The 13,260-nt window shown below is 72.6% G+C and carries 12 protein-coding genes; all 12 read right to left on the reverse strand.

The annotated features are described in order from the left end of the window. Nucleotides 1-245 precede the first annotated feature (245 nt). The 12 genes from HUN58_RS09295 to HUN58_RS09350 all read right to left on the reverse strand — a co-directional run bounded on the left by HUN58_RS09295 (nucleotide 246) and on the right by HUN58_RS09350 (nucleotide 13,222). The gene (locus HUN58_RS09295) at nucleotides 246-2,342 is read right to left on the reverse strand and encodes a fructose-specific PTS transporter subunit EIIC (RefSeq protein WP_180225730.1); all 2,097 of its coding nucleotides are present in this window, start codon (nucleotides 2,340-2,342) and stop codon (nucleotides 246-248) included. A gap of 85 nt (nucleotides 2,343-2,427) precedes the next feature. Beyond that, complete coding sequence (locus HUN58_RS09300; RefSeq protein WP_114850283.1) at nucleotides 2,428-3,438, reverse strand: 1-phosphofructokinase family hexose kinase; 1,011 nt, start codon at nucleotides 3,436-3,438, stop codon at nucleotides 2,428-2,430. Then, the gene (locus HUN58_RS09305; protein ID WP_114850284.1) at nucleotides 3,435-4,223 is read right to left on the reverse strand and encodes a DeoR/GlpR family DNA-binding transcription regulator; all 789 of its coding nucleotides are present in this window, start codon (nucleotides 4,221-4,223) and stop codon (nucleotides 3,435-3,437) included. The genes HUN58_RS09300 and HUN58_RS09305 overlap by 4 nt, the downstream gene beginning before the upstream one ends. Nucleotides 4,224-4,432: 209 nt before the next feature. Further along, nucleotides 4,433-5,620 (reverse strand): ABC transporter permease, encoded by a 1,188-nt coding sequence (locus tag HUN58_RS09310; RefSeq protein ID WP_180225731.1) that lies wholly within the window; start codon nucleotides 5,618-5,620, stop codon nucleotides 4,433-4,435. Next, complete coding sequence (locus HUN58_RS09315) at nucleotides 5,617-6,384, reverse strand: ABC transporter ATP-binding protein (protein ID WP_141860184.1); 768 nt, start codon at nucleotides 6,382-6,384, stop codon at nucleotides 5,617-5,619. Before HUN58_RS09315 ends, HUN58_RS09310 begins: the two co-directional genes overlap by 4 nt. Next, nucleotides 6,381-7,421, reverse strand: coding sequence for a peptidoglycan-binding protein (locus HUN58_RS09320; RefSeq protein WP_208745475.1), 1,041 nt, complete (start codon nucleotides 7,419-7,421; stop codon nucleotides 6,381-6,383). Before HUN58_RS09320 ends, HUN58_RS09315 begins: the two co-directional genes overlap by 4 nt. Further along, nucleotides 7,421-7,909, reverse strand: coding sequence for a hypothetical protein (locus HUN58_RS09325; RefSeq protein WP_208745476.1), 489 nt, complete (start codon nucleotides 7,907-7,909; stop codon nucleotides 7,421-7,423). Before HUN58_RS09325 ends, HUN58_RS09320 begins: the two co-directional genes overlap by 1 nt. 50 nt (nucleotides 7,910-7,959) lie before the next feature. Next, nucleotides 7,960-8,310: a hypothetical protein gene (locus HUN58_RS09330; protein WP_208745477.1), complete on the reverse strand. Its 351-nt coding sequence runs from the start codon at nucleotides 8,308-8,310 to the stop codon at nucleotides 7,960-7,962. Between the two features lie 191 nt (nucleotides 8,311-8,501). After that, entirely contained in the window at nucleotides 8,502-9,449 is a 948-nt protein-coding gene (locus HUN58_RS09335) for a HAMP domain-containing sensor histidine kinase (RefSeq protein ID WP_208745478.1), read from the reverse strand. A 269-nt stretch (nucleotides 9,450-9,718) separates the two neighbouring features. Beyond that, nucleotides 9,719-10,372 carry a response regulator transcription factor gene (locus HUN58_RS09340; RefSeq protein WP_141860174.1) on the reverse strand — a complete coding sequence of 218 codons (654 nt, stop codon included), beginning with the start codon at nucleotides 10,370-10,372 and terminating at the stop codon, nucleotides 9,719-9,721. A gap of 41 nt (nucleotides 10,373-10,413) precedes the next feature. Beyond that, entirely contained in the window at nucleotides 10,414-10,968 is a 555-nt protein-coding gene (locus HUN58_RS09345) for a DUF2231 domain-containing protein (RefSeq protein WP_208745479.1), read from the reverse strand. A gap of 85 nt (nucleotides 10,969-11,053) precedes the next feature. Beyond that, a complete protein-coding gene (locus HUN58_RS09350) occupies nucleotides 11,054-13,222 on the reverse strand; it encodes an ATP-dependent Clp protease ATP-binding subunit (protein WP_114850293.1) in 2,169 nt (722 codons plus the stop codon). Between the last annotated feature and the right edge of the window lie 38 nt (nucleotides 13,223-13,260).

Here is a 13,260-nt window from a genome sequence, read left to right on the forward strand (position 1 = left end):
GCACGCCACCTGAGCGCGAGCCGAGTGGGCGTGGTGCCGACGCGCTCGGCGACGTGTCGCCGAGGTGCCACGACTCGCCGCTGCGTGGGCGCCCGGGTGCGACGGACGGCCGCTCCGGACCGCGAGGTACCGGAATTCCGGCACCTCGACGCACAGGGCGGGCAGGGCGGGAACGGGGGTGCGGCAGACGGACGGGAGGCACGGTGCCAGCTGGCACCGTGCCTCCCGTCCGTCAGGGCGTCGCGTCAGACCGCAGCGGGCGCGCGCTGGCCGATCGTCTCGCCGGCCACGGCCGCCTGGTCGGCGGCCGCCGCCTCGGCGGCGGGTGCCTTGCGCACCCACTTCTTCAGGCCGACCAGGACCAGCGCGGACACGACCGTGCCGGCCACGATCGCGACGATGAACATCGCGACGTCCCCGATGGCGAAGAACACGAAGATGCCGCCGTGGGGTGCGCGGGAGGTCACGCCGGCCGCCATCGAGATCGCACCCGTGACCGCGGCACCGATCATCGACGCCGGGATGACGCGCAGCGGGTCGGCTGCGGCGAACGGGATCGCGCCCTCGGAGATGAACGACGCACCGAGCAGCCACGCGGCCTTGCCGTTCTCGCGCTCCGGCTTCGTGAAGCCCTTGCGGTACAGGACGGTCGAGGCGAGCGCCAGGGCCAGCGGCGGGACCATGCCCGCGGCCATGACGGCGGCCATGATCTCGAACGGGACGACGTTCGTGGCGGTCCCGGCACCGAGCCCGGCGACGGCGAACGAGTACGCGACCTTGTTGACCGGGCCACCGAGGTCGAACGCCATCATCAGGCCGAGGATCACGCCGAGCAGGATCGCCGAGGCGCCGTTGAGCGAGTTGAGCCAGTTCGTCAGCTGCGTCATGAGCCAGGCGATCGGGCCGCCGAGCACGAGGAGCATCAGGCCGGAGGCGATGATCGACGCGAAGAGCGGGATGATCACGACGGGCATCAGGCCGCGGAGCCAGCGCCAGGTCGGGATGCGCCCGATCCAGTACGCGGCGGCACCGGCGATGAGACCACCGACGAGCCCGCCGAGGAAGCCGGCGTTCATGAAGACGGCGATCGACCCGGCGACGAAGCCCGGCGCGATGCCGGGGCGGTCGGCGATCGCGTAGGCGATGTACCCGGCGAGTGCGGCGACGAGGAACCCGAGGGACACCCCGCCGATCTGGAACGCGGCGGCGCCGAGGTAGTAGCCGAGGCCCTCCGGCGGCAGGTTGAGCAGCGTGTAGTTCGTCAGCGTGTACACCGCGTTGTTCTGCCCGGAGTCCCCGTGCGGCAGCGCGATGGCGTAGCCCGCGAGCAGGAAGCCGAGCGCGATGAGCAGACCGCCGCCCGCGACGAACGGGATCATGTAGCTGACGCCGGTGAGCAGCCAGCGCTTGAGCGCCTGCCCGAAGTGCTCGTCGGCCTTGTTCGACTCGGCGGTCGTCGCAGCCCCGCCCTGCACGCGTGCGGCGTGCGGGTCGTCCGCGGCGCGGAGGGCCTCGGCGATCATCTTGTCCGGCTCGTCGACACCGCGCTTGACCGGTCCGGACACCAGCGGCTTGCCGGCGAAGCGGTTGCGGTCGCGGACGTCCACGTCGACCGCGAACACGACGGCGTCGGCGCGGGCGATCAGGGCGGGGTCGAGCGGCTCGACCTGCGAGGAGCCCTGCGTCTCGACGTGCATCTCGGCACCGGCGCGCTCGGCGGCGGCGACCAGGGCGTCGGCGGCCATGTAGGTGTGCGCGATGCCGGTCGGGCACGCGGTGACGCCGACGATGACCTTGCGGGCACCCGAGCCCGTGGTGGTGGGGGCCGGGGCGGCGGCAGCGGGCGCCGGGGCGCCGACACCGGCCTCGGCGACCTCGCCGCCGACCTCGCGCTGCACCAGGTCCACGACGTCCTGCGGGGTCGCGGCCGCGCGGAGCGCCGCGGTGAAGTCGTCGCGGATGAGGGCACGCGCCAGGGTCGACAGGACCGTCAGGTGGTCCTTGTCCGCACCCTCGGGCACCGCGATCATGAAGACGATGTCCGCGTCGCCGTCCGGCGCACCGAACGGCACCTTCCGCGCCAGGCGGGAGAACGCGAGCGTCGGGCTCGAGACCGAGGCGGACCGCGCGTGCGGGATCGCGATGCCGCCGGGCACACCGGTGCCGACGCTCGCCTCGCGCTTGATCGCGTCCTCGGCGAGGGCGCTGCCGTCGGCGGCACGGCCGGTGGCGGCGACGCGGTCGGCGAGCACGCGGATGACGTCGGAGGACGTTCCGCCGAGGTCCTCGTCGAGGCCGACGAGCTCCGCGCTGATGAGGCGCTGCGTCGTGTCTGCGGACATGGGGTTGCTCCTTTGCAGTGGCGCCGAGGCGCGGGCATTGCTGTTCGGGGGTGGTGCTGCGAAGTGGTGGTGCGGTGGGGGTCGGTCAGGCGATCGGTGCCGGGACCTGCGTCGGGTGCAGGGTCCGGACGGTCACGCTGCCGGGGTCGGTGTGGTCGAGGGCCGGCACGTCGCTGCCGGGGAGCGCCGCGGCGGCAGCCCCCGTGGCGACGGCCTGGGCGAGCCGCTCGGCGGGGGTCGCACCGGCGACCTCGGCGAGCAGGTAGCCGGCGAGCGAGGAGTCCCCCGCGCCGACCGTCGAGCGCGCGACGATGCGCGGTGCGGCGGCGGCGAAGGCGCCCTCGTCCGAGACGAGCACGGCTCCGGCGCTGCCGAGCGTGAGCAGGACGGCGTCGACGTGCTTGTCGCGCAGGCGCTGGGCGGCCACCGCGGCGGCGTCCGGGTCCTGCTCGTACGCGTCCGGCTCCCCGCCGACGACCTCGGCGAGCTCCTCGGCGTTCGGCTTCACCAGGTCGATGCGCTCACCGGACTGCAGCAGCGCGGTGAAGGGCAGACCGGACGAGTCGACGGCGATCCGGACGGTGTCCCCGTGGCGCTGGCGCACGGCGCGGACGAGCACGGCGAGCGCGTCGTCGGGCAGCCCGGGCGGCAGGGAGCCGGCGAACACGACCCAGCGAGCGGCGGGCCCGGTCGCGGTCGGTCCGGCGGCGTCGGCCACGAGCGCGGCGAGGTCGTCCAGGCGGCCGGCGAGCGAGGGGCCGGGTTCGTTGAGCTTCGTCGTCGTGCCGGTCGGCTCGGTCACGGTGACGTTCGAGCGCAGCGGGGCGCCGATCGGGAGCGCCGCGGTCGGGATGCCGCGGGTCGCGAGGCCGAGCAGGACGGGGTCGAGCTCGTCGCCGGGCAGGACGGCCAGGGTGTCCCCGCCGCTGGCGACGACGACCCGCGAGACGTTGACGCCCTTGCCGCCGGGCTCGGCCGTCGTGTGCACGGCGCGCTGGACGGCGCCGCGGTGCAGCTCGCCGGCGAGCTCGATGGTCCGGTCGAGGGACGGGTTGGGCGTCACGGTGACGATGCGGGTGCTGGCGGTGCCGTTCATGCGACCACGACCTCCACGTCGGCGTCGGCGAGCGCACCGGCGAGGTCGGCCGGGGGCTCCTGGTCGGTGACGAGCGTGTCGATCTCGTCGAGGCGGGCGAAGCGCATGAGCGCCTCGACGCCGTGCTTGGCGGCGTCGGCGAGGACGACGCTCCGGCGGGCGGCGAGCACGTAGGCGCCCTTGACGCCGGCCTCGTACTCGTCGGGCGTGCTCAGGCCGAAGCCGGCGGACAGGCCGTTCGTGCCGACGAAGGCGACGTCGGGGCGCAGGCCGGCGATCTGCTCGACGGTGGCGGTGCCGACGGCAGCGCTCGTGACCCCGCGGACCCGGCCGCCGAGCAGGTGCAGCTCGACGTGCGGGCTGTGCTGCAGGGTGGCGGCGATCGGGACGGAGTTCGTGACGACCGTCAGCGTGGCGCCGGGGGTCGCGGGCTCCCACCGGGCGAGTTCGGACGCGACGGCTGCACAGGTCGTCCCCGCGTCGAGGGCGATCGAGCCGGTGAACGTCGCGGGCACCAGGCGCATCGCGGCGCGGGCGATCGCCGACTTGGCGGGGCCGTGCTGCCCCTCGCGCTCGGCGACGGTGAGCTCGACCACGCTGGAGCGTCCGACCGGGACCGCTCCCCCGTGCACCCGGCGCAGGACGCCCGCGGTCTCGAGCAGGTCCAGGTCGCGGCGGACGGTCTCGGTGGTGACGTCGAAGTGGTCGGCGAGGTCGGCGACGGAGACCCGGCCGGCACGCTGCAGCTGCGCGGCGATCGCGTCGTGGCGCTCCGTTGCGTACATGTCCGAACTCCTTCGTTCCCGTTGGTTTCGAGAACGATACGACGCTGAACCACAGGAACGCAACTGTTCCAACGCAGAACAAACAGGCGGGTGGATGTGCCCGGTTCGGCTGCCTGTGCGGCGTACCGGCGCCGCGGGTGCGGGGTCCCGTCCCGGCCCGCGTCGGAGCGACACCGGGCGGACCCGATGACGCTCCGACGCGACCGCCCTCAGACCGCTGCGAGCGCCGAAGTCGGGGGTATCCGCGCTGCTCGTGCCGCCGGGTAGATCCCGGAGACGCCGCCGATCACCACGGTGGCGCCCAGCCCACCGCCGACGGCCCAGAGGGGTACCGCGATCGGCCAGCCCTGAACGAGCGCGAAGACGACCGTCACCCCGAGTCCGATCATGACGCCGGCGAGCCCACCGATGAAGGACAGCAGCAACGACTCGACCAGGAACTGGTCGCGGATGGTGCGACGCCGGGCACCGAGCGCCCGTCGCACACCGACCTCGGCACGGCGTTCCAGCACGGTGATCACCATGGTGTTCGCGACACCGATGCCCCCGACCAGCAGTGCGACACCGCCGATGCCGATGAGCAGCCCAGTGAAGGAGTCGTCGGTGGCGTTCTTCGCGGCGAGCGCGTCGGACGGCCGGGTGACGGCGACGTCCTGCGGGCTCAGCGGACTGATCGCACGGGCGAGCCGGGAGCGCACCTCGGCCACCCGCTCGCCGTCGACACGCGTGTACACGGCGGTCGGGTGCCCGTCGAACCCGGCATCCGCTGCGAACCCGCGCGGCACGTAGACCTGACCGTCGAGGTCCGGTGCGAGCTCCATCGGTGCCAGCACCCCGACGACCTGGACCCACTGCCCGCCGATCCAGACGCGGCTGTCGGGGCGCACCTCCTGGATGCCCAGGGCCTCGGCGGCGAACGATCCGAGCACCACCTGGGCGGGTGCGTCGGCGTGGGGGTCGAGCCATCGTCCCAAGGCCACCTCGCCGCCCAGCACCCGCGGCAGGTCGCCCCACGCCGCCATGACACCCAGGCCCTTGGACTGCGCGGCCGGCACCAGGCTGTTGCGGTACACCCGGGCGTCGGGAACGGTCCCGACACCCGAGACGAGCTCGACCGCGTCCTGCCGGGCGATCGAGTCGACCGCCGTGGACGGCAGCGGTGGGGTCTCACCGAACCCCTGCGCCTCGGTCACGGTCAACACGTTCGTGCCGAGCCGGTCCAGGACCTGGTCGAGGGCCGCCTTGCTCGAGGACGAGATCCCGACGACGGCGATCATCGCCGCGATGCCGATGGCGATGCCGAGCGCCGACAGGACCACCCGCCCGGGACGTGTCCGGAGCCCGAAGACCCCGAGTCGGAGCAGGTCGACGGGGGCCAGCGCAGCTCGGCGGCTCATGCGGCACCCGCCGTCGCCCGGACGCCGTCGGCGATGCCGCGGACCGCGGACACGTCGGTGCCCGAATCGGCCTGGACCCGCCCGTCACGCATCCGGACGGCTCGGGGCAGCGATGCCGCCAGGTCCAGGTCGTGGGTGATGACGAGCACGGTGGTGCCGCCCGCGTTGAGCTCGCGGAGCAACTCGACGATCGCGCTGCCCGAGGCGCTGTCGAGTGCCCCCGTCGGCTCGTCCGCGAGCAGGATCGTGGGCGAGCCGACGATCGCACGGGCGATCGCGACCCGCTGCTTCTCCCCGCCGGACAGCTCGTTCGGACGGTGGTCGACCCGGTGTCCCAGTCCGACCTGACCGAGCGCACGGACGGCACGGCGGAGACGTTCGCGACGCGGGGTGCCGGTGTAGAGCAGGCCGTCCGCGACGTTCTCGCAAGCGGTCGCCCCGGACTGCAGGTGGAAGTGTTGGAAGACGAAGCCGATGTGCTCGGCACGCAGCGCCGACAGGTCGTCGTCCCGCATCGCGCCGACGTCGTTCCCCGCGATGTGCAGGGTGCCCGAGGTCGGCCGGTCGAGCGTGCCGACGATGTTGAGCATCGTCGACTTGCCCGACCCCGACGGCCCGACGACCCCGACGAGTTCGCCGGTGGCGACGTCCAACGACACGCGGTCGAGCGCGCGGACGTCGCCGTAGACCTTGCTGACGTCCCGGAGTGCGAGGACCGGCGCAGCGCCGCCCTCGGCCGTGCGGGCGCCGTCGTCCGTGCTCACGAGGGCACCACCACGCGATCGCCCTGGCGCACGGCGCCGTCGATGGCGGCACGGCCCTCGGCAACGAACGACACGGTCACCGGGACCCGCTCGGTCGCCCCGGACGACCGGACGACGTCGAGCGCGAACGCCTTCCCGTCGCCGGCGACGAGGGCCGCGACCGGGACGGAGAGCACGTCGTGTGCGGACTGCCCGGACGCCGTCACCTGCACCGAGCCGCCTTGTGGGACGTCCCGGTCGCCCGGGTCGAACGCGATCGTGACCTCGACGGTGCCGTCACCCTGGTCCTCGTCCTGCCGGGTGTCGACGACCGCCCCCTCGACCGGGTCGCCGACACCACCGATCCGCATGCTGACCGTCGTCCCGACCGCGAGCCGCTGCTCGTCGGCGGGCTGCACGGTGACGAGTGCCACCGGGGTGGTCCCCGTGAGCTGCAGGACGTCGCCGTTGACCGGTGCGCCGAGCTGCGCCGTCCGCGACGCGACCCGGACCTCGCCCGGGACGAACGCGATGTCGTCGGCGCCCAGGGAGCCGTCGACGGTCAGGCCGTGGTGCTCCTGCCACTGCCGGACGGCTCGCTCGGTCCGAGGCCCGAAGACGTCGTCCACCGAGACGCCGTAGCCGAGCGCGGCGAGGTTCTCGTTCAGCTGGTGCACGTCGGCGCCCTCCGCGCCGCGTGTCAGGTCGCGCCAGAGCGGGACACTGCCGTACATGGCCCGGACGGGATGCTCGTCCACGGCGTACAGCGGCTGGTCCCGGGCGATCACCTTTCCCGGTTCGGGCAACCACGTGACCGTGCCCGTCGCGCTCCCCGGCAACGGCACCGGTCGGTCGAAGCCGAGGCTGCCGGAGAACACCTTCGTGTCGGTCAGGTCGCCCTTGGTGATGGTCGTCGTCGCGGGTGCGGGGGTCTGCCGTGCCGACGCCGGCGCGGAGTCCGCCGGTGTGACGACGCTCCAGGCGGCGACCCCGGCGCCCAGGACCGCGGCCACGAAGCACGTCGACACCACGACGTGACGTGCGCGCGATGCCGCCATCAGTGCACCTCGACGTCGTAGGCCTCGGCCAGACACGCCTTCTCGACCGGACCGAACGCCGTGGCGTCCTCCGGCTCGTACGCAGCCTGTCCCTGGGCGTCGTCGGGGTAGTCCTCGAAGCCCTGCCGTCGGACGCACTCGCCCAGCGCGCGGTCCGCCTTCGGGTCATGCGGGAGTTCGGCGGCGCCTGCCTGTCCGTCCGGGCTGACCTGCTTCGAGCACGCCGTGATCGCCTCGTCGAACGCCTCTGGCGAAGCGCCGTCCGGCAGGGTTGCGGTCGTGCTGTCACCCGTGTCCCCGCTGTCGTCCCACTCGAAGCCCTTCGATCGGATGCAGTCGCCGAACGCGGCGTCCTCGGCAGCCTTGCTGTTCGCCGAGCTCTGACTGCTCGGCTTCGTGGTGGTCCCGCTCGACGAGCACCCGGCCAGGAGCGCGGGTGCGAGCAGTGCGGCGGCGACGACGCCGAGGACGGTCTTCGTGGTGATCACGGGGGTCTTCCTGGTGCGGTTCTGGTGAGGGGCGGAGGTGGACGGACGCATCAGCGGTCGACCGCCTGGGTGTCGGGCGCGAACTCGGCCAGGCACGCCGATGCGGCGTCGGCGAACCCGGGTTCGTCCGCGCGGGGGTAGTCGTTGAAGTCGAGGACGCCCGGCTGTTGTTCGGGCAGGTCGTCGAAGCCGCGGTCGCGGATGCAGTCGGCGACCTTGGCGTACTGCCGCTCCCACTGCTGCTGCTGCGCGGCATCGGCGCGTTCGACACCGACCTGCTCCGAGCACTCCTGGGCCTGTCGGGTGAACGCCTGTCCGTCACCGCCGTCCGGTGCCGGGTAGGTACCGGTGCGGACCGACTCGTCGTCCGGGTCCTCGACGTCCAGTCCGGCGTCCCGCATGCACGCACCCCACCGAGCGCCGACTCCGCTGGCGGAGGACGTGGAGTCGGACGACGCCGGTGAGGACGTGCATGCAGCGAGCGACAGCGGCGCTGCGACGATGAGGGCTGCGACCACGGTGCAGCGGACCATCTTCTGCCATGTCGTGTGTGTCATGTTCCGAGTTCAGCAGGTACCGTGTTGCGCCAGCGTCACCCGGCGGGTCCCACCGACGAAACACCGACCGCGACCCGGAGGCCGCCTCGCTCGCCGGGCGCCAGGACGAGGCTCCAGCCGTGCGCGGTGACGATCGCGGTGATGATCGACAGCCCGAGACCGCTGTGCCGGTGCGAGCCGGTCTGTGCGCCACGACGGAAGGGCTGCGACAGCGCGGCGATCTCCGTCGCGGGGACGTCCGGTCCGCTGTTCTCGACGACGAAGCCGCCCGCGTGCAGCTCGACCCGGACGACGCCGCCGGGGACGTTGTACTCGACGGCGTTGTCGAGCAGGTTGCCCAGCAGCTGCTGGACGAGGACGGGTTCTCCGACCACCCCGTCGGGCGCGGTCCCCTCGACCGACAGGGAGACTCCCGTCACCGCAGCAGCGGCGCGGACACCGCCCACCGCAGCCGCGACGCACGATCCGAGGTCGACCAGGACCGAGCTGCCCTCCAGACCGCGTTCGGCCTCGGCGAGGACCAGGAGCGACTCGACCAGGTGCTCGGTCCGCCGGTTCTGCTCGAGCATCTCCGTCCGCGCAGCGACCACGTCGGGTGGTGTGGCGTCGTCCGGCAGTCCGATCTGGAGCGTCGCACGCTGGACGGCCAGCGGCGTCCGCAGCTCGTGCGCCGCGTGCGACACGAACCGGCGCTGGGCCTCGAACGCGGCCTCGAGCCGGTCGAGCAGCGCGTCGATGGTGCGGGAGAGGCGGCGGAGTTCGTCGTCCGGACCGTCGAGCGCGATCCGTTCGTCGAGCGTCGTCGCCGAGATCCGGTTCGCGGTGGCGGTGATCCGGTCGATCGGCGAGAGCATCCGTCGACTGACGAACCAGCCGATCCCACCCGCCAGGCCGCCGGCCACCACGACCGCCGACGTGGACCACTGCCACTGCTGCTCGGCGACGACCGCGATCAGCGCCACCTCGCGGTCCGCGTCGGCCACGTCGGCACCCTGCGGACCACGATCGTCCGGCAGGAGCTCAGCCCGTCCGCGCCGCGACGCTTCCGTGGACACCACCCCCTCGATGGCTGCGAGGGACCACTGGGACGCCAGGTTGACGAACGCGAGTGATGCCGCGACGAGCGCCATCGCCGCCAGCGCGAACGTCAGAGCCGTCCGCGCCCGGAGACTCAGCGACCGCCAGCGCCACCGCGACCGCCAGCGCCACCGCGACCGCGACCGCGATCCGGCACGTGGTCGCGGTCGCCTGCTCACAGTGCGTACCCCTGACCCGGCACCGTGCGGATCGGGTCGGGGGCGCCGAGCTTCCTGCGCAGCTTCGACATCGTCACCCGCACCGCCGACGTGAACGGGTCGGTGTGCACGTCCCAGACCTTCTCGAGCAGCTCCTCGGCCGAGACGTACCGACCGTCCGCCCGCAGCAGCACCTCGAGGACGCCGAGCTCCTTCGACGTCAGGTCGAGCGGACGCCCGTCCCGGGTCACCGTGCGGCGGTTCGAGTCGAGCACGAACCCCGCGCGGTCGAGCACCGGAGCGACCGGCGCGACACTGCGTCGGCCGAGCGCCCGCACCCTGGCCACCAGTTCCGGGTACTCGAACGGCTTCGCCAGGTAGTCGTCCGCGCCGAGTTCCAGGCCGTGCACCCGGTCGGCGAGGGTCGTCGCCGCGGTGAGCATCAGGATGCGGGTGAGCGCGCCACGCGCCGCGAGTCGGCGGGCCACCACGTCGCCGTGCAGACCCGGCACGTCACGGTCGAGCACGACCACGTCGTAGTCGTTCACGGCGAGGAGCTCGTCAGCGTCGTCCCCGCGGTACGCGACGTCCGCCACCATGCCCTGCCGTGCGAGGCCCCTGGCGATCAGGTCGGCCAGTGCTGTCTCGTCGTCCACCACCAGGATGCGCATGTAGCGATCACATCTGATGTTCCAGTGGACCGGCTGGGAACTCAGCGGTCGAACGGTACCTCGCCGTGGTCGCTCACACCGGCACGCTGGCGGTACGCCAGGTGCCCTCCGAGGTAGCCGCCGACGCTCACGACGAGCAGTCCGGCGAACCCGGTGAGCTTGCCGACACCGTGGTTCCCGGCCCGGCGCTGCATCCACGACAGGCCGTACAGCGAGATGCCGATCCAGTTGACGGCCTGGTGCACCCAGCCGGTACGCAACTGCTCACGGTCGAGCTCCGCCCAGTCCACGTAGCCGGCGACGCTCGCGCCGCTCGCGGAGACCAGTCCGACACCGACCAGGGTCTTCGCGGCCCGGGCGTTGCCACGACCGCCCAGCAGGTCGAGCACCGCCGCAGAGATCCAGGCGCCGAGCGGGACCTGCACCATCAGCGGGTGGACGGGGTGCCCGAGCGGGACGCCGTGCAGCAGCTGCCGCAGGGCTCGGGGACGCGCCGTGGCGCGGACCACCGCGCGGTCGAGGTCGACGGCCTTGTCGAGGACGCCGGCCCCCTCGATGGTCTCGGTCAGGCGACGGAACACGCGCAGCTCAGGCATGCGTTGCACGGTAGGCCTGGAGGCGCGGTGCCGGTCCCAGGGACCGGCACCGCGCCTCCAGGCCAGATGCCGTGCACCCGCCGCATCACTCCTCGACGATCTCCGCCAGTTCGAACGGTTCGACGACGAGCGCGTCGCCGCCGTCGGCGACGTCCACCCGCACCGTGTCGCCGTCGCGCACGGCCCCCGACAGGATGCCGCGCGCGAGCTGGTCGTCGATCTGCCGCTGCATCAACCGGCGGAGCGGGCGCGCCCCGTACACCGGGTCGTACCCGCGCTCGGCGAGCCAGCCACGTGCCTGCGGCGTGACCGCGAGCTCGAGCCGCCGGTCGGACAGGCGGCGGGCGAGCCGGTCGACGTACAGCGAGACGATCTGACCGAGGTCGTCGCTCGTGAGCGCCTGGAACACGACGATGTCGTCGAGCCGGTTCACGAACTCGGGACGGAACGCCTGCTGCACGAGCTCGCGGACCGCCTCCTCGCGCTGCGCGTCCGACAGGGACAGATCCGTCATGAACTGCGAGCCGAGGTTCGACGTCAGGATGAGGATAGTGTTCCGGAAGTCGACCGTCCGACCCTGCCCGTCGGTCAGTCGTCCGTCGTCGAGCACCTGGAGCAGGACGTCGAAGACCTCCGGGTGCGCCTTCTCGACCTCGTCGAGCAGCACGACGGAGTAGGGCCGACGCCGGACGGTCTCGGTGAGCTGCCCGCCGGCCTCGTAGCCGACGTACCCGGGCGGGGCGCCGATGAGCCGCGCGACCGAGTGCTTCTCGCCGTACTCGCTCATGTCGATCCGGACGAGGGCCTTCTCGTCGTCGAACAGGAACTCGGCGAGCGCCTTCGCGAGCTCGGTCTTGCCGACACCGGTGGGACCGAGGAACAGGAACGAGCCCGTCGGACGGTCCGGGTCGGAGATGCCTGCGCGGGTCCGCCGGACGGCCTCGGACACGGTGCCGACCGCGCTCCGCTGCCCGATGATCCGGCGGCCGAGCTCGGTCTCCAGGTGCAGCAGCTTCTCGGTCTCGCCCTGCAGCAGACGCCCCATCGGGATGCCCGTCCACTGCGCGATCACGGCGGCGATGTCCTCGTCGGTGACGCTGTCGTTGACCATGCGCTCGGCACTCTCGGCCTGCTCGGCGGCGGCGAGCTCGGCCTCGATGCGCGGCTTCTCGCCGTACTCGAGCCGGGACACCGTCTCGTAGTCGGCCTCGCGCTGCGCCCGCTGGCTGCGCATGTTCAGCTCGTCGAGCTGCTGCTTCAGCTCACCGATCCGGTTCAGGCTGGCCCGCTCGGCCTGCCAGCGCTGCTCGAGCTCGTCGAGCAGCGTCTGCCGTCCGGCGAGCTCGGCGCGCAGCGTCTCGAGGCGCGCCTTCGAGGCGTCGTCCTTCTCCTGCTTCAGCGCGAACTCCTCGACGCGCAGCCGGTCGACGGTGCGCTTGAGCTCGTCGATCTCGACCGGGCTGGAGTCGATCTCCATGCGGAGTCGGCTCGCGGCCTCGTCGATCAGGTCGATGGCCTTGTCGGGCAGCTGACGGCCGGAGATGTACCGGTTCGACAGGCTCGCCGCGGCCACCAGCGCGGAGTCGTTGATCGTCACCTTGTGGTGCGCCTCGTACCGCTCCTTGAGTCCGCGCAGGATCGCAACGGTGTCCTCGACCGTGGGCTCCCCCACGAAGACCTGCTGGAAGCGGCGCTCGAGCGCGGCGTCCTTCTCGATGTACTCGCGGTACTCGTCGAGCGTCGTCGCGCCGATGAGCCGGAGCTCACCGCGCGCGAGCATCGGCTTGAGCATGTTCGACGCCGCGACCGATCCCTCACCGCCGCCGGCGCCCATCAGGGTGTGCAGCTCGTCGATGAAGGTGATGACCTGCCCGTCCGACTCGTCGATCTCCTTGAGGACGGCCTTGAGCCGCTCCTCGAACTCACCCCGGTACTTGGCACCGGCGATGAGCGCGGACATGTCGAGCGAGACGAGGCGCTTGTCCTTGAGCGAGTCGGCGACGTCCCCGGCGACGATGCGCTGTGCGAGCCCCTCGACGACGGCGGTCTTGCCGACACCGGGCTCACCGATGAGCACCGGGTTGTTCTTCGTGCGGCGGGTGAGCACCTGCGACACCCGGCGGATCTCGGCGTCCCGGCCGACGACCGGGTCGAGCTTGCCGCTCCGGGCGATCGCGGTGAGGTCGACGCCGTACTGCTCGAGGGCGGTCTTCTGCCGTTCCTGCGAGTCGGGAGCGCCCTGGAGGTTCGCCATGCGGTCCGTCCTTTCCGTGCCGTGGAGTTGTACTTGAG

Source organism: Curtobacterium sp. Csp1 (assembly GCF_013347185.1).